The organism is Ktedonosporobacter rubrisoli, assembly GCF_004208415.1.
GTDB classification, from domain to species: domain Bacteria; phylum Chloroflexota; class Ktedonobacteria; order Ktedonobacterales; family Ktedonobacteraceae; genus Ktedonosporobacter; species Ktedonosporobacter rubrisoli.
The window spans coordinates 5,900,177-5,917,569 of the sequence record NZ_CP035758.1 but is presented as its reverse complement, the minus strand read 5'-3'; the positions used below and the strand labels follow the sequence as shown (position 1 = coordinate 5,917,569).

Here is a 17,393-nt window from a genome sequence, read left to right as displayed (position 1 = left end):
ATCCTCTCCTAGAGCTAAAAGCGTAGAGTGATTTTTAGGTGGAGAGTAATGTGCAGGATCATAAAACTTCCATCTAATCGTTCAATGCGAGTACTATTATAGCAGCTAAGGGCTGAAAATTAAGGTATCTCCCCCTTTTGTCGCGAAAAAGAGATCTATGAAGAAAAATATGGCAAAATGTGAAAATGTGGGCATGCTTGAGCGCTAGCTTAAAAGGTCCATATCCTGGCATTTTGGTAGACGACCTCGGTTTGAAATGAATATTCGAAAGCCAGTAGCCCGATATAGCCCTTTTGATATGTGTTGTCTTGTGCATGGCCTAGCGTGTAGCCGTTGACAAAGAGTATGAGATCTGGCCCTTTAGCGAAAAAGCCAAGCGTGTTCAAGGCGCCTGTCGCGCTTTGAATGTAAGAAGTGGTCCCTTCTAAGAGCGTTTTGTTGTTATTTCCGGTATTATCGGGGGTGAAAACAAGTGAATAATGACCTCCGGCGCATGCTTCGAAGTGGTAAGCTTTGCCCTGGCCATCATTGCGAATTTCCAGCCCTCCGCAATCGCCTTTGACTATTTTCATTTGTACCTCGAAGGCAAAATCTGCATACGTATTGGCTGAGTTGCAATAATAATAATAATTAAGCTGATTACTCTTGGCATGATAGCCATCCTCAGAAAAGTTGCACGTGTCACTCACACTCCATTGATTGTCATTGGAATCAGTCATTGGATCATAGAAGGTGATCTGGCCGTTACCGGGCATATAGCTGGGGTAGCGGTTGCCTGCAGTGACAGTGGCAGTAGTGGCGGCGATGCTGGTTTGTCTGGCCTGTGTTGCCGTGGCCTGCAGGGCGCTGGCGGTCGCGGCTGCCTGAACTCTTAGTTGGTCCTGGTGAATACTCATGGCTGCAAAGCTTACGCCCAGAAGTGCGACTATGCCAAGTACTGCAGCGATTACCAGTCGCAGGCGTGGCTTTATCCTGGATTGGAGAATGGAAGTAGGCCTGGAAGGAGGGACGGGTTGGGTTGGCTCGTAGGGTGGTGGGAGAAGTTGAGGGGCGGATGACGTCTTTCTGAGAGTGGGCTCAGAGTCAGGCGGAAAGATATCCTCTCCCTGCACGACAAGGGTAAGGATGACGGCGCTGCGCGGTCCGCTTGTATAGTAGGGCTCGCCCAGTTCAGCCAGGCGGATCTGATCTCCGTTGTGGGAGTTGGGGGGAATGCTGGCTGAGATCTGGCGCCGGCCGGGCAGGGTGACGTGGCGCCTGGCTCCCAGGTGCGCTTCTTCACGGCTCAACGTCAGACGGATATGGATATCACCAGGAGCTTGCCAGGCCTGTTGGAAGGCCTTGGCAAACAGCAAGACGGAGGGGAAGCGTTCCTCGGGCTTCTTGGCAAGAGCGCGCAGAATCACGGCATCCAGCCCATTGCTCACATTGGGATTCAATGTGCTGGGAGGCTGAGGTGGCATGTGCAAATGCTGGTGCATGACCTGCTCCATGCGCCCACTAAAGGGAGGATGGCCAACCAGGAGCTGATAGGCAGTGATGGCTAGGGCATATTGATCGCTAGCAGGTGTAGAGTGTCTTTGCCACTGCTCTGGGGGCATATAGGCAGGCGTACCACGGATCTGCTGGCTCTTCATGGTATTTGAGCCCTCGAAACGGGCAATGCTGAAGTCGGCGAGCAGGATATCGGGATACTCAGGATGCTCACTGCGCTGCCGCATGAGGAAGTTGGAGGGTTTGACATCCTGGTGAATGAGCTGGCGTTCGTGGGCATGCTGCAAGGCCGCTGCCGCCTGTTCGACGATATGTGCGACGACTTGAGGGGCAAGCTGCTTTATATTCTGACGGCGCAACCAATCGTGTAAGGAGCCCTCGGCGCGATAGGGCATAACCATGTAGGCCAGTTGCTTGTCCTGGATGACTTCTTCGCCCGAATCGAAGAGAGGGAGGATGTGGGGATGGTCAAGCTGGGAGATAGCCTGAATCTCGCGCTGGAAGAGGCGGGTGCTGTCTTGCTCGTCAGAAACGTGTTCCAGGCGAATAATTTTGATGGCGACCTGTCGCTTGACATAGAGGTCCTCGGCCAGGTAGACCTCGCCCATGCCACCACTGCCGATGAGATGGCAGAGCCGATAGTGGTCAAGTTTCGATCCTTCGAGTGACATGAATGTTTCCTTACTACTCTACGCTTCCTAGAAATAAAAGTGTAGAGTTTATTTTCATTTGTAGAGGATTTAGCAGAACCATAAAACTACATCTAATCGTTCAATACGAGTACTATTATAGCAGATAACAACAGAAAAATAAGGCCATCCAGGCCTTATCTTTTTTAGCGTGAAAAAGAGGTTTTATAGAAAAAATAGATACATTGCGAAAATGGAGCCCCGTTTTTGTTGCTCTATCAGAAGATCCAGATGCGGGCGTTTTGGTAGACAACCTCGCTTGGATTGTCGTATGCTGTAGCTAGCAGTCCGATATAGCCTTTTTGATATGTGTTGTCTTGTATATGGCCTAGTGTGTAGCCGTTAACAAAGAGCCTGATGTCTGGCCCTTTAGCAACGACACCAATGGTATTCAATTTACCTGCTTCAGCGTGGATCAGAGCAGAGGTGCTTTCCAAAAGAGTTTTGGCGTGTGCTCCATCAAGATCTACATATAGATACATGCCATACGCTCCATTTGCGCAAATTACGAGCTGATAAGCTTTGCCCTGGCCATCATTGCGAATTTCCAGTCCTCCGCAATCGCCTTTGACTATTTTCATTTGTACCTCGAAAGCAAAGTCTGCATACGTATTGGCTGAACTGCAATACCGATAATAATGAGCCTGATTCGTCAAGACATGGTAGCCGTCCTGTGTGGCGTAACATAACCTATCTTCACTCCATTGCTTGTCTTTGGGATCAGTCATTGGGTCATAGAAAGAAATCTGGCCGTTATCAGGCATATAACTGGGGTAATGGTTGCCTGTTGTGACCGTGGCTGTCATGGCTGCTATGCTGGTTTGCCTGGCTGAGACGGTAGTTGTGGCGCGCAGGGCAGTGGCTGTGGCTGTTGCCTGGATGCTTTGCACGTGATTCTGATAAATAAATAGACCCACAGTGCCTGAGATAAGCAGAGCAAGTGCACATAGCACAGCGACTATGGTCAGCAAGCGCCTGGGGCGTATTGTGTTAGGGGGGGTAATGGGCTGAGTAGACCAGTAGGGAGGTGGTGGAGGAATTTGAGGAGCGGAGGGCGTCTTTCTGAGAGTAGGCTCAGACAGAGAGTCAGTGTCAGGGGGAAAGTTGATACCATAAGCGGTATGGCCTTGGACGAGGAGGGTAAGTATGACGGCGCTACGCGGTCCGCCTGCATAGTAGGGCTCACCCAGTTCTGCCAGGCGGATCTGATCGCCATTGTGGGAGTTGGGGGGAATGCTGGCTGAGATCTGGCGCCGGCCGGGCAGGGTGACGTTTCGTATGGCTCCGTGGAGGGCTTCCTCGCTGCTCAGTGGGAGGCTGATATAAATGTCGCCCTGTCCCTGCCAGGCTTGCTGGAAAGCCTGAGCAAACTGCAAGACAGATGGAAAGCGTTCCTCGGGCTTCTTGGCAAGAGCGCGCAGAATGACGGCATCAAGGGCGTTGGTGACATGTGGATTAAGCGTGCTAGGTGGCTGAGGCTGGACATCGAAATGCTGGTGCATGACCTGCTCCATGCGCCCACTAAAGGGAGGATGGCCAACCAGAAGGTGATAGGCAGTAATGGCCAGGGCATATTGATCGCTAGCAGGTGTAGAGTGTCTTTGCCACTGCTCTGGGGGCATATAGGCAGGCGTGCCGCGGATCTGCTGGCTCTTCATCGCGCTTATGCTCTCGAAACGGGCAATGCTGAAGTCGGCGAGCAGGATATCGGGATACTCGGGATGCTCACTGCGCTGGCGCATGAGGAAGTTGGAGGGTTTGACGTCCTGATGAATGAGCTGGCGTTCGTGGGCATGCTGCAAAGCCGCCGCCGCCTGTTCGACAATATGCGCGACTATGTGAGGAGCAAGCTGCTTTATGTTCTGCTGGCTCAACCAATCCTGCAAGGAGCCCTCGGCGCGATAGGGCATGACCATGTAAGCGAGCCTGCGATCCTGGATGACTTCTTCGCCCGAATCGAAGAGGGGCAGGATGTGGGGATGGTCAAGCTGGGAGATAGCCTGGATCTCGCGCTGGAAGAGGCGCGTGGCCTCTTGCAAGTCTGTAGTATGCTCTAGCCCGATTATCTTCACCGCGACCTGGCGCTTGACATAGAGATCCTCGGCCAGGTAGACCTCACCCATGCCCCCTTTGCCAATCAGGCGCAAGAGACTGTAATGTCCAAGTTTCGATCCTTCGAGTGACATGAATATTTCCTTACTTCTTTAGGGTAAATAGCAGGTAAGGACAAGTAGACTGTGCATATTTATATGTAGGCGCAACTAGTATAACATAGGTTTGAAGCTGTAGTCACGTTTCTGAATAAAAGCGTAAAAAAGTAGGTAATGACTGAATTTTACCTTGGGAGAGCCTGTAAGTTTAATAAGTCCATACGCGGGCGTTCTGAAAAACTGCTTCGGTCGCTTTACTATCCTCGCCAACTATCAGGCCGATTTGGCCGCTTTTCAGGGTTTTGTCAGTGATATGATCGAGCTGATGGCCATTCACAAAAATACTGATATTATCTCCATTGGCCGCGATAGCTAGCGTATTAGATTGATTCAATCCTGTATGGAGAGGAGCGGCATAACCGGTTTTCAGGGTGTTGGTTGGAGCGTTGGGATTCGCGCTGGCGACAAGATCAAGCTCGTAGTTACCATTGGTGCATATCTGGAATGCATAAAACGTGTACATCCCGTCGCTGCGAATAACGGCTCCTCCACAATCTCCTTTGAGAATTCTCATCTGGACCTCAAAGGCGAGGTTACTGAAGCTATCGGCGGCTGTGCAAAAAGTGTTGTAATTTTGTTGCGTCACACTGATATGATAGCCATCTTGCTCAAAGGTACAGGTCTCGAAATTAGACCAATGGCTTGAATGCTTGGCCGTTAATGGATCTGCATAAACGAACTTTCCTTTGCCTGGTAAGTAGGCGGGATAAGCGGAATTATTGGCAGAGGTGGATATAGCTGTAGTAGCCGTTGTATGCGCGGCTGTTGGAGTTGTCGTGTGGTTTGTTGAAGGGTTTGTGGTGGCCCAAAGGCTATTTACAGTCATTGCCCCTGCCAGGATGATGACGAGCGCAAGCCCAATTAGCACAGCAAGCTTCCACTTTGGCGCCCGCGCGACCCTTTCTTTGAACAGCGCAGGCGCCGACGCTGAAATAAATTGCGCCTGGAGAGGTCTGATTGCGGCAGACCTGGTGTGAGCAGGAGATAAGTCTGTCCCGGGTACATGCACCGGCAAATAGTCGGGGATCTGTGATTGGGCCAGTACCGTAGAATATTCTGCACCAGGCTGCCGGTCTTTGGAAGAGGCAGCTTGTTCTGAGGCCTGAGAATATTCTGCGCCAGAGAGCTGGCCCTGGGAAATGGCAGGCTGCCCAGAGGCCTGTACCTCGCTCTGGGGCATGGAAGAAGCTGATGTATTGGCAACCATGAGCGTGAGAATCAGCGCCCCGCGCGGACCGCCCTCATAATGTGGCTCGCCCTGATCAGGGATGCGAATTTCCTGTCCATCAGTAGCATAAGGGGGAATCATAATTGATATCTTGCGCCTGCCAGGCAAATTTACCTTGCGGCTTGTCCCCTGCAGAGCTTCTTCTTGCGAGATTGATAGGGAGGCATACAGATCGCCTGCGGTTTGAGCGGCTTGCTGGAAGGCCTGGGCAAATTGCAGGATGGAAGGGAAGCGCTCCTGAGGCTTTTTGGCAAGAGCTCGTAAAACAACAGAATCGAGGGCAGCAGAAACCTGGGGATTTAACTCACTGGGGGGCTGCGGTTGCGCTGTAAAGTGTTGATGCATTACCTGTTCCAGGCTGCCGGTGTAGGGGAGCTGGTCGGTCAAAAGCTGATAGGCCATAACTGCCAGGGCGTACTGGTCGCTGGCCGGCTCGGATTGCTTTTGCCATTGCTCGGGTGCCATGTAGGCTGGCGTACCGCGTAAAACCAGGCTGTAAAGAGAGCCGGTTGCTTCTAACTTGGCTATGCCGAAATCGGCAAGCAGGATATCGGGATACTCAAGATGTTCTGTACTCTGGCGCAGCAGGAAGTTAGAGGGTTTGACGTCTTGATGAATGAGTTGATGGTCATGAGCGTGTTGTAGAGCGTTGGCGGCCTGTAGCATGAAGTGTGTTATAACGGGGATCGGGGCGCTATTATGCTCTTGTAGCCAGTCTTCCAATGAACCTTCTGGGCGATAGGGCATAACCATATAAGAAAGCGTTTGTTGATTAAGCGTTTCTTCCCCATAATCGAATAGGGGGAGAATATAAAGATGGTCGAGCTTGCTGATAGCTATCATTTCCCGCTGGAAGAGGCGGGCGGCCTCTTGCAGGTTGCGCGTAGATTCTATACGGATGACTTTGATAGCCACCTGCCGTGGCAGAAGCGTATCCTCGGCCAGGTAAACTTCTCCCATCCCTCCTTTGCCAATCTGGCGGGAGAGTCGATAATGGCCCAGTTGTATATTTTCGAGAGGCATAGATTTCTCTTGTACCGTATATATTCCTGTAAATATTGAACGTATAGGGGAGTAAAGTATCAATCGGCTGTAGTATAACATATTTATATGTATAGCTATAAGTCAGTGTTTGCCTGGTAGCCACATTGGAGCATCCACGAGAAATAGCCCTATTGCCATCGCTGCTTTGGTTGTCGCTTAAGCGCCTGTCAGGAGTGGCGCAACTCTTAAGCGTCGGCTGAGCTTAGCGAAGAGCTACTAATAGGTCCACACTTTGGCCTCCTGAAAAATCACCTCTGTTGTTGCGCTGTATTCGCTAGCAAGCAAGGCGATATGGCCGCTACTATAGGCGCTACTGGTAACGCTCCCGGCCGGATGCTGGTTAATATAGAGGGAGATCTGGTGGCCGCGTGCCATAATGGCAAGTGTATTTGTCTGGCCCGTCCCGCTGTGAAGCGCTGAAGCGACGTTACTGTATAATGTTCGTTCATGGGCAGAGTTATTGTCTACAAAGAAGTTAAGCGTGTAGTGACCATTGGCGCAGACCTGAAACGAGTAAAATCTGTGATTTTCATCGCTTCGTATGGCTAATCCTCCACAATCGCCCTTGAGAATTTTCATTTGTACCTCAAACGAAAAGTCGCTAAAGACGCGTGCCGATGAGCAGGAATAGATGTAGCTCTTTTGATTCTCCTGGATATGATAGCCATCTTTGCTAAATGTGCAGCCTGGCTGTCCAGGCCAGCTACTACTCCATACGTCGGTTAGGGGATCATAGAGTGCCAGCGAACCCTTGTCCGGCAGATACGTGGGATACGGATTGTCTTGCTGGGCATCTACTGTAGCCGTGGCATGCGTAGAGTCGATAAAGGACGCAATAAATTGGTTATGCCTGAGATGATTTTGATAAAGGGTGATGCCGATGAGGCTGGTACTGATCACTATGAAGGCGAGCAGAAAGATACCCATAGCCCGAAAGAATGAGTTGGCTCCGCGCTGGCGCTTGTTGGGCGCTGCCTGCTTTGGGTCTGCTTGTGGTAATAGGGGTGGGACCGCATTCCTGGTTGCGCCGCTCGACGATGGGCCTGGCTCTGGCATCGGCGGGATACTCGGCCTTGTGGAGGGAGGCTTGTAGGCCTGGGGAACTGGCATAACTGAGGCCGGCAGAGGGGTTGGATAGAGGGCCGGTGAGAAAGTCGAGGGGAGGATAGCGCCCTTGTTAAGCGGATACTCACTCATTGCACCTGCAACAGTCTTTTCGTTGAGTTCTGGATCATGGCCAGGTTTAACCTGAGTACCGGCAGTTACCGAAAGCGTGAGGAGGAGCGGGCCGCAGGATCCGCCTTGATAGTAGGGTTCGCCCTTGCCCTCAAGACGTAATGTCTGGCCGTTATAGGCACGTGGTGGAACCGTAACTGTGACTTGCCGCCCTCCGGGGAGAAATAAAAGGCGCCTGGTTCCGGCTATCGCTTCATCCTCGCTAATGGCCAGGGTGGCTCTAAGGGTTCCTCTATGCTCTACGGCCAGCCGCAGAGACTGGCTGAACTGCAGAATGGAGGGGAAGCGGTCCTCGGGTTTTTTCTCTAGCGCGTGGAGGATTACCTCGTCTAGCGCTGTGGGTATGCGCTGATTAAAACTGCTCGGTGGCTGCGCTTGCGCCGTGAAGTGCTGGCGCATAACCTGCCCCATACGTCCGACAAAAGGTGGCCTCCCTGTCAGAAGTTGGTAGGCCATGACGGCCAGGGCATACTGATCGCTCGCGGGAACTGATTGGCTATCCCACTGCTCAGGAGCCATATAGGCAGGTGTGCCACGGATGTTCTGACTCTTGGCCGAGGTCGAGGTGTTAAATTTGGCAATGCCAAAGTCGGCGAGAAGGAGATCTGGCAGCGTTGGCCGCTCTACTATATGACGAATCAAGAAGTTAGAAGGCTTGACGTCCTGATGAATAAGCTGGTGATTATGAGCGTGCTGCAGCGCGCTGGCAGCCTGCTCAATAAAGTGAGCAACGTCCTGGGGCGCGAGTGGTTCAGGATTGTTACGCTGCTGCAGCCAATCAGCCAGTGATCCTTCTGCCCTGAAGGGCATAACCATGAAGGTATAGGTCTTCCTGTTGAAGCTCCCTTCCCCAAAGTCGTATAGGGGTAATATATGTGGATGATCGAGCCGCGCTATGGCTTTCATCTCGCGCTGAAACAGGCGCTCTGCTTCCTGAATTGTCTGCGGGTCGGGATAGGGCGCGACTTCGCTGTGAATCACTTTAATCGCTACCTGCCGGGGGATGCGCGTATCTTCTGCTAGATAGACTTCACCCATACCACCGCTCCCGATCTGCTGCTGCAGCCGATAATTACCGAGTTGTATTCCCTCTAGAGACATAACTTCCCCTCACCTGATACTGTTATCTTTAGCCCCCAGTAACTATTCAGATGTTCTTTACCTCATGCCGTCAGCAAAAAGCTGAGAACGCGGATTCGATCCGCCAGGTCGTCACATAAGGTGCATCCGTGAGGATGGGATTTTTTTGCGTTACTTCTGTATAGCTACAATAATTCTAGAATAGATTACGAAGTGCAAAAATGCCATGCCTGAGAAGTTGCTATCATTCAGACATGAGAAGATTATAGTAGAAAAGTAAGGCTAATTACAAGTAATGCTTATATACATAGGATTAAAGGGAATATAGATATAAACAAATAAATGAATACACGAGCGCGCTTTGCTTTGAGGGGGTTCTATGGATGGTTGATTTGTTGCATGAAATGGCGTATCGATAATATTTTGGTTGCTAAATTTGTAGCTACGTGCATTTTTGATTTTTAACCGATGATCTCCAAATTCCCGTGAAAATTGCCTTACTTGTCCGTTTATACCTATAGATACATATGCATACTGTGGCCATTGGATTTTACTGTTATCCACTTGTAACCCTCACATACTGCATATATGCAGAAAGGATGGTGTCATATGCTATTTTCTCTGGCCCGTAGACTGAGGCGGCAAGGCTCCCTCTCGCTCATCATGGTCCTTATCTGGAGCTTCCTGCCGGCCATCGGTGTGCCTGTTGTGGCGAGTAGCCTGGCTCATGCGGGAGCACTCTCTGTTCCGTCAGGCATGAAAGCCACACTGCTTGCGCAGAATACTACGCCACCTACAGATGCTCAGTGCCGGGCCAAATATCATTATCCCTGCTATAGCCCGCAGGAGATACGTAAGGCCTATGGCGTAGACGCGCTGATCTCTTCCGGCTTTACTGGCAAAGGGCAAACGATTGTGATCATTGATTCCTTTGGCAGCCCGACGCTGGCCCAAGATCTCAAGATATTTGATAAGGGCTTTGGTTTGCCTGATCCGCCTTCCCTACGCGTTCTGGCTCCTTTAGGAAGCGTGAAGTTTGATCCCAACAATGCTGAGCAGACCAGCTGGGCCGATGAGACTACCCTTGATGTGGAGTGGGCTCATGCTCTGGCCCCCGATGCTAGCATCGTTCTGCTCACAAGCCCGGTTGCCGAGACGCAGGGAGTCCAGGGCATGCCCCAGTTCTTAGAGCTTGAGAAATATGCTTTGCATAATCACCTGGGCAAGATTATCTCGCAAAGCTGGGGAACTACAGAAAACACGCTTTTTACGAAAGATGGTAAGAAGCTCCTCAATGAATTTAATGCCTTCTATCATGAGGGGGCTGATGAGGGTGTAACGTTCCTGGCCTCTACCGGCGATACAGGTTCGGCCAATCCCGATGCCAACGGCAAGAATTATCCTTTCCCCACGGTCGGCTTCCCAGCTTCTTCTCCCTGGGTGACTGCCGTAGGTGGAACAAGCCTGTATGCCGATACGAAGGGGCATTATCAGTCAGAGACCGTCTGGAACGATGGCGGCAGCAACGGCGCGACCGGCGGCGGGATCAGCCAGTACTTTAAAGAGCCAGATTATCAATCTGACAATCTCTCTTCGGCGAATAAGGCACTCTTAAAAGGTTTTCGGGGGATTCCCGATATCTCGTTTAATGCCGATCCTAATACCCCTGTGCTGGTCTATGAGAGCTTTAGAGGTGGTGATAAGGCCGGCTATTACGGTTTTGGTGGCACGAGTGCCGGCTCGCCGCAATGGGCCGCGCTGGTAGCTGATGCTAACCAACTGGCCGGGCATCCACTGGGATTTCTCAATAGTGCGCTCTATAAATTAGGAGCTAGCCGGGTGGCAAATCTGGTTTTCCACGATATCACTAAGGGGAACAATAGCCAGGCTGGTATTGCTGGCTATAATGCTACCCCGGGCTGGGATGCCTGCACGGGCTGGGGCACACCCAGGGTTCAGCCGCTGCTGCAGGACGTGATCCGTTTGACTGATGACTAAGCAATGATATATATGGGCCGTTATCCGCAGAGGGTAACGGCTTTTTGCTGCCCAGAGTACACAGGTCTCAGGCTTGCGTGTCCCTGAGAAACTGCTATATACTATGTTGTGGAAATTACTGCACCTTGTTATTTTGCATAGAAGACATAATTGCATTGCTGCTAGGGGAGCCGAACGGCTGAGAGGTAGTTATCGGAAAGCTACTGACCCTTGTAAGAACCTGATCTGGGTAATGCCAGCGTAGGGAAGCGGCGCTATCTGTAGATATTTTCTCAGGACTTTGAGCCGCAATCCACTCTCGGGTTGCGGCTTTTTATCTGTTTTATCTGCATTTTATGCATATGCCTTTATCTTATCCCCATGGAGGGAGGCGATGAATTCATCACTTAAGTTGCTTGTACAGGGCGTGAGCAGGGTCTACCAGGATGGGCCACGCCAGGTGGAAGCGTTACAGCCGATTGACCTTACTGTGGATCAGGGCGAGTTTGTGACGATTATCGGGCCGAGCGGTTGCGGCAAAAGCACGCTCTTTAATATTATCGCCGGGATTGATGAACCGAGCTCCGGGCTTGTGGCGATTGATGGGATCGCCGAGGAGCCGCGAGCCGGTAAAACTGGCTATATGTTGCAGCAACCGTTGCTGCTTCCCTGGCGTACTGTGGAGGAGAACGTGATGCTGGGACTTGACGTGCGTCACGTTCGGCGCAAAGAAGCGCATCAGCAGGCGCATGAGCTGCTCAAACGCTTCGGCCTTAGCGAATTTGCCCAGAGCTACCCTGCTCGCTTGTCGGGCGGCATGAAGCAGCGCGTGGCCCTTTTACGCACGGTTTTATTTAACCATTCTTTTCTGCTGCTCGATGAGCCTTTCGGCGCTCTGGATGCCCTGACGCGGCTCTCTTTGCAAATGTGGCTGCTTGATCTCTGGCAATCATTTCATTCAAGCGTCCTGTTCATTACGCATGATGTGCGCGAGGCCATTTTGCTCTCTGATCGTATTTATGTTCTCAGTGCGCGCCCTGCCTGCGTCCGTCGTATTATCGAAGTCGAACTGCCTCGTCCACGTCAACAGGAACACCTGGCCTTAGCCCAGGCTGTGCGTTTGGAGCAAGAGCTGATCGCGCTGCTGATGAAGGAGCAACAGATATGAAGCTACGCTGGATCGCGAGTTATGGGCCCGCCTTTGTTCTTGCCATTACGTTGCTTGCTCTCTGGGAGCTCTATGTAAGAGCCGGGCTGATCAGCGCGACGACCTTGCCCATGCCAACGGCTATTGCCCAGGCCTTATTTGCTAACTGGGATATTATTTCCGTCCATACACTTCAAACGCTCTTTGAGACGGTGATTGGCCTGAGCGTGGCAATTCTGCTCGGAGCTGGCCTGGCGGTGCTCTTGGATCTATCGGCCTGGGTGCGGCGGGCAGTTTATCCTCTGCTGGTGACGTCGCAGACGATCCCTATGGTTGCCCTGGCTCCGCTGCTGGTGCTCTGGTTTGGCTTTGATCTGGGACCAAAGATCATCGTCGTCGCGCTCTATTGCTTTTTCCCGATTGCTGTTGCCTGTGCTGATGGCTTGATGAGCACAGATCCCGATCTATTAAAGCTGCTCCAGAGCATGCGTGCTTCCCGTTGGGAGATGCTCTGGCTGGTACGTTTACCGGGCGCCATGCCAGCCTTTTTTTCTGGCCTGCGCATTGCGGCTACCTATAGTGTGACCGGGGCGATCTTTGGCGAGTATGTAGCGGCCTATCAGGGGCTGGGGATTTATATGGAGACATCCTATAACGCGCATGCTGTGGTGCTAGTTTTTGCCGCTATTGTCGTGACTGCAGTCCTGAGCCTGTTGCTCTTTGGCTTCGTCTCCTTGATTGAACGTATTGCACTGCCCTGGCAGCAGGAGGCCCAGGCCCGTTTCCGTCTTAAGTGATGGCTTATTCGCTCTTTACTGGCGAAGTTATTTATATATTTACTATTTTGGACTTATTGCTCAAGGGGAGAAATATATGAACTCGCGTAGCCGCCTGCTGTTGAGCATCGGGTTGCCTGTGCTGATTGTGATTGTGGTGGTAGGGGCTTTTCTCTGGCAGCAGCGAAGCTCGAATGCCGGGCAGAATGCGCCCACGGCCCAGAAGCTTACTCCTATGACGCTAGCTCTGGATTGGACGCCCAATACCAATCATACAGGCATCTATGTAGCGCTGGCTCAGCACTGGTATCGCGATGAGGGGATCGATCTAAAGATCTTGCCTTATTCCTCGAATGTCTCGCCTGATACGCTTGTCAGCAGTGGAAAGGCCGATGTGGGGATCGGCTCAGCCGAAGGCATTGTCGCTGACGCGGCCACCGGGCAGCCAGTAGTTTCAATTGCGGCGATTGTTCAACACAATACCTCGGCCCTGGTGACGCTTGCCAGCTCGGGTATCACGCGCCCGCGCGATCTTGACGGCAAGACCTATGGTGGCTTTGGGGCGCCATATGAAGCGGCTGTGGTGAGCGCGATCATCAAGAAGGATGGCGGCAAGGGCGTTTTTAAGAATGTGACGCTTGATGTCGATGCTATGGAGGCCCTCAAGTCGCATCGTATCGATTTTGTCTGGATCTATCAGGGCTGGGAAGGCATCCAGGCCGAGCGTGAAGGGATGAAGCTAAATACTTTTTATATCATCAAGAACGGTATTCCTGATTATTATACGCCAACAATTATTACGGGGCCGCATCAGATCAAGAACGAGCCAGCTTTGTTGCGCCGCTTTATGGCTGCGACCTCTAAGGGCTATGAGTATGCGCGCACACATGTCAAGGAAGCGGCGCAGATGCTTGTGGATGAGGCACCCAAAGGGGCGTTCCCTGATCCGGGGCTGGTCCTGGCTAGCCAGCAATATCTGAGTCCGCACTATGCGGATCAGGGTCGCAAATGGGGCTTGCAGGATGCGGCGGCCTGGCACGGCTATCCCGGTTTTATGCTGGATGCTGGCGCGATCACCGATAGCGCAGGAAAGCCCATCAAGAATATGAACTTCGACACTCTCTACAGCAACGAGTTTTTACCTTAGCGCCCAACCCTGCCTGCTGGGCCGCTTCCAACTGCTTGGGGCGGCCCGTCTGGTGGGGACCGCCAAGACATGGTTTGTCTTCTGTCTTGTATTGCGCTCAAGATTACCTTTGCTCTAAATGCCCTCATGGCCGGCTTCCTGCTCCTTTAGCTCTTCTAGCGAGGTATGGCTGACGAAGAGCAGCCCGCTCTGCAGAGAAATCTCGGCCTGCTCTTTTTGCAGAACGTTGCTCATGCCGCGCGGATTGCCAAAATAGAGAGTCTCGTCAAAGAGAGGATAGTAGAGCTCGCTGGTACATACTCCGCTAGCTTCGGCTGTCAAGGGGAGCAGCGAGAGGAGATCGCCTGGCTGGCCTTGAACTGTGGTGCGGCCGGGACCACGCAGCAGCCAGCAGCAAGACGGGCCATCTACGATGCGTATCGGCACTGAGGCAAAACCTGCAAGGAGTAAAATATTGGCTAGCGTATGATCAATGCGTGCACCGCCAAGTGCGCCCAGCAAAGTGATCAGTGTCGCTCCCTGCTCAAGGGCTACCTGGATTGCCAGTTCGCTATCAGTCTCGTTCTTCTCGGCGGGCACGCGGACGATGCGGCAACCACGAGCTTCCAGCTCTGAGAGAGGCATAGTGAGCGAGTCGAAATCCCCTACCACAATAGCCGGCGTACAACCGTAGCGGAGTGCGCTGAGGGCGCCGCTGTCGCAAGCAAGAACGAGCTCGGCCTTAGCGATGGACTCAGTAACGGCTTTACCGCTGCGCACGGTTCCTCCGGCAAAGATAACTGCATGCATAGCTTTTGTTTTACCTTTCGCCTGTTCAATGGAATTGCAAATTATCCTCTGCTTTGTATTGGCCTGACTGAGCCCGCTATGATCTCGTAGATTTGCTCTTTGCTGCGAGTGTGTATGCTGAAGGTAGTTCAGCATGATGCATAATTGGCTGGAAATGGGAAGGTGGCCAGGCCTGATCTAAGCGCGGAAGAAGCAAGCTCTGATTTCCTTGCCTCACGGTGAGCTTTATCTTGCTGTGTATCTTCTCAACCTATGTAAACGTGTCTAAGATAGCTGCTTGCTCCTTTTCAACCTGAGCGCTGACGCAGGAGGATATCTTCTCCCGTTGTACCCTTTCTGTAGCTGCTGGAAGGGTTTCGAGAAGTACATCGTATGTCTTATAGAGTGCAAGAAAGAGTCAGGCACGAAGCTATGGCCCGATCTCTCTAATAATAGTGCAAGTATAAGCCATGAACTCGAACAGGTCAATTGAGCGCAATGAACGCAAGATTGTCGGTGTTTCGTGTAGGGCGTGAAGGGCATAGGCCGGAGTCCTGCTAAGCCTGGCGAAGGCCTGGCGTGGCTCTGGACTATGGCAAGAAACATATAGAAGGAGAATCGTATGCCTACAAAGAAAGATAAAGACGAGCTGGAAGATGTAGAGACCATACCACGCGAGCAGGCTGAGAAAGAGATGCGCGAGGCAGTAAAACATGTTCGCGAGGAGAAGAAGCCAGGCGGGAAAGAGAAGCACGCTAAGGGTGGGAGTTCAGCTAAGGACGAGCTGGAAGATGTAGAGACCATACCACGCGAGCAGGCTGAGAAAGAGATGCGCGAGGCAGCTAGTAAGGTGAAAAAGGAGGATCGGAAGAAGGCTACTCACAAGTAGCGCTCTCTTGTAATCAGGCTGTCTATATGGACGCAGCGAGAGCCATAGTGCCGGTATGACCGATTTCCCAGGCAAAGTAGAAGAGGACTATGGCCCCTGCTGCGTCTTGCTTTGCGTATTTTTTCTTCAAGTAACTTGGCAGCAAAAATGTGCGTGTGCTCTATAGTTGTAAGCAGGCTGCCACATTTCAGCCCACGTTGCCCTGCACTCATAAAGAGCTCAGGCCAGCACCTCCAATTTACGAATGAAAAGCAGGAGGCAAGGGTAGGAGCGAGTGTGCCTTTCGGTTAGAAAAGTAGCTATCCTCTAGCGCAATCCGTTATGCTATGAAAGAAACAAATCTTTATTAAGCATTAGAGGTATATAGTTATGGTGTTGAGTAAGACGCCACAATCCTGGGGACGCTATCCTTCAGTGAAGCCAAAGCAGGTGGTGCCCGTCTTCTGGCGTGATGAGTTGCCTGACCTGGCGGCTTTTGATCAGCCCGTGCTTCCCTTCGCCTATGGGCGCAGCTATGGCGATAGCTGCCTCAACGAGGGCGGCATTTCGCTTGATGTAAGCCCTTTACGGCGCTTTCTAGCCTTTGACAAGGAGCGGGGCATATTGCGCTGTGAAGCTGGCGTTTCCCTGGCCGATGTGCTGGAATTAGTTGTGCCCCAGGGTTGGTTTTTGCCTGTGACGCCGGGCACCAAATTTGTCTCGGTGGGTGGCGCGATTGCCAATGATGTGCACGGGAAAAATCACCATAAGGCTGGAACATTTGGCTGTCATGTCACTTGTTTTGAGCTGCTGCGCTCCGATGGGGAGCGGCTGGTGTGCTCGCCGACCCAAAATAGCGAGCTGTTCCGTGCCACGATTGGCGGCCTGGGACTTACCGGGGTGATTCTCTGGGCCGAGTTCCGTCTCAAGCCGATCACTGGCCCTTTTCTGGCCATGGATCAGATACGTTTCTCATCGTTGGATGCCTTTAAGGAGATCGCTGATGCCTCCGATGAGACGTTTGAGTATACTGTGGCCTGGGTAGATTGCCTGGCCAGCGAAAAAGAGCTTGGGCGGGGTATCTTCATGCGGGCCAACAATGAGCACTCCGAACAGTACTCGTTTAAGCGCGCCTCGCGTAAATTGCCGCTGGCCGTGCCCTTCGATTTTCCCTCTTTTACCTTAAATACGCTATCCATGAAGGCTTTTAATACGGCTTATTATAATGCGCAGAGAAGCGATAACGTACACAAAATTGTCTATTATGAGCCCTTTTTCTATCCGCTAGATGCTGTGCATAACTGGAATCGCATCTATGGCAAGCGCGGTTTTTTCCAGTATCAATGTGTGGTACCTTTTGCCCACGGCTACGAGACGATAAAAGAAATTCTCAGGCGTATCAGGCGGTCGGGGGAAGGCTCATTTCTGACTGTGTTTAAGAAATTTGGCACGATCAGTTCGCCTGGCATGCTCTCTTTTCCGCGCCCCGGCCTGACGCTGGCCCTGGACTTTCCTAACAACGGGCGAAAGACGCTGCGGCTGTTTGAAAGTCTTGACGGGATAGTGCGTGAGAGCGGAGGGATCATCTATCCAGCTAAGGATGCCCGCATGCACGCCGAAGATTTTCAGTCGTACTTCCCGCAGTGGAAAGAGTTTGAGCAATATATTGATCCGCATTTCTCTTCGAGCTTCTGGCGGCGTGTCACAATACCAGTGTAGGGATAGGTCA

11 protein-coding genes and 1 riboswitch are annotated in these 17,393 nt (G+C 52.0%); of the genes, 6 read left to right on the top strand and 5 right to left on the bottom strand.

All coding sequences use genetic code 11. From position 1 onward, the window contains the following. Positions 1-209 precede the first annotated feature (209 nt). The 4 genes from EPA93_RS25765 to EPA93_RS25750 form a co-directional block, all read right to left on the bottom strand. Positions 210-2,165 (bottom strand): serine/threonine protein kinase, encoded by a 1,956-nt coding sequence (locus EPA93_RS25765; RefSeq protein WP_129890255.1) that lies wholly within the window; start codon positions 2,163-2,165, stop codon positions 210-212. A 236-nt stretch (positions 2,166-2,401) separates the two neighbouring features. Further along, positions 2,402-4,369 carry a protein kinase domain-containing protein gene (locus EPA93_RS25760; RefSeq protein ID WP_129890254.1) on the bottom strand — a complete coding sequence of 656 codons (1,968 nt, stop codon included), beginning with the start codon at positions 4,367-4,369 and terminating at the stop codon, positions 2,402-2,404. 172 nt (positions 4,370-4,541) lie between these two features. Beyond that, a complete protein-coding gene (locus EPA93_RS25755; RefSeq protein WP_165423392.1) occupies positions 4,542-6,644 on the bottom strand; it encodes a serine/threonine protein kinase in 2,103 nt (700 codons plus the stop codon). A 237-nt stretch (positions 6,645-6,881) separates the two neighbouring features. Next, entirely contained in the window at positions 6,882-9,002 is a 2,121-nt protein-coding gene (locus EPA93_RS25750) for a serine/threonine protein kinase (RefSeq protein ID WP_129890252.1), read from the bottom strand. Between the two features lie 588 nt (positions 9,003-9,590). Between EPA93_RS25750 and EPA93_RS25745 the strand changes: the two genes are divergently transcribed. From EPA93_RS25745 to EPA93_RS25730, 4 genes are all read left to right on the top strand, one after another. Next, positions 9,591-10,979: a S53 family peptidase gene (locus EPA93_RS25745; RefSeq protein ID WP_129890251.1), complete on the top strand. Its 1,389-nt coding sequence runs from the start codon at positions 9,591-9,593 to the stop codon at positions 10,977-10,979. Between the two features lie 153 nt (positions 10,980-11,132). Continuing rightward, positions 11,133-11,243: riboswitch (TPP riboswitch) on the top strand. A gap of 109 nt (positions 11,244-11,352) precedes the next feature. Beyond that, positions 11,353-12,126 (top strand): ABC transporter ATP-binding protein, encoded by a 774-nt coding sequence (locus EPA93_RS25740; RefSeq protein ID WP_129890250.1) that lies wholly within the window; start codon positions 11,353-11,355, stop codon positions 12,124-12,126. Beyond that, the gene (locus tag EPA93_RS25735) at positions 12,123-12,902 is read left to right on the top strand and encodes an ABC transporter permease (protein ID WP_129890249.1); all 780 of its coding nucleotides are present in this window, start codon (positions 12,123-12,125) and stop codon (positions 12,900-12,902) included. The genes EPA93_RS25740 and EPA93_RS25735 overlap by 4 nt, the downstream gene beginning before the upstream one ends. A gap of 76 nt (positions 12,903-12,978) precedes the next feature. Continuing rightward, positions 12,979-14,028, top strand: coding sequence for an ABC transporter substrate-binding protein (locus EPA93_RS25730; RefSeq protein WP_129890248.1), 1,050 nt, complete (start codon positions 12,979-12,981; stop codon positions 14,026-14,028). Positions 14,029-14,142: 114 nt separating this feature from the next. On the opposite strand, the gene EPA93_RS25725 is transcribed toward EPA93_RS25730, so the two are convergent. Beyond that, positions 14,143-14,817, bottom strand: a complete 675-nt coding sequence (locus EPA93_RS25725; RefSeq protein WP_165423391.1) for a thiamine diphosphokinase — start codon at positions 14,815-14,817, stop codon at positions 14,143-14,145. Positions 14,818-15,418: 601 nt separating this feature from the next. Here EPA93_RS25725 and EPA93_RS25720 point away from each other — a divergent pair. Next, positions 15,419-15,685, top strand: a complete 267-nt coding sequence (locus EPA93_RS25720) for a hypothetical protein (protein WP_129890246.1) — start codon at positions 15,419-15,421, stop codon at positions 15,683-15,685. A 369-nt stretch (positions 15,686-16,054) separates the two neighbouring features. Further along, entirely contained in the window at positions 16,055-17,383 is a 1,329-nt protein-coding gene (locus EPA93_RS25715) for an FAD-binding oxidoreductase (RefSeq protein WP_129890245.1), read from the top strand. Positions 17,384-17,393 lie beyond the last annotated feature (10 nt).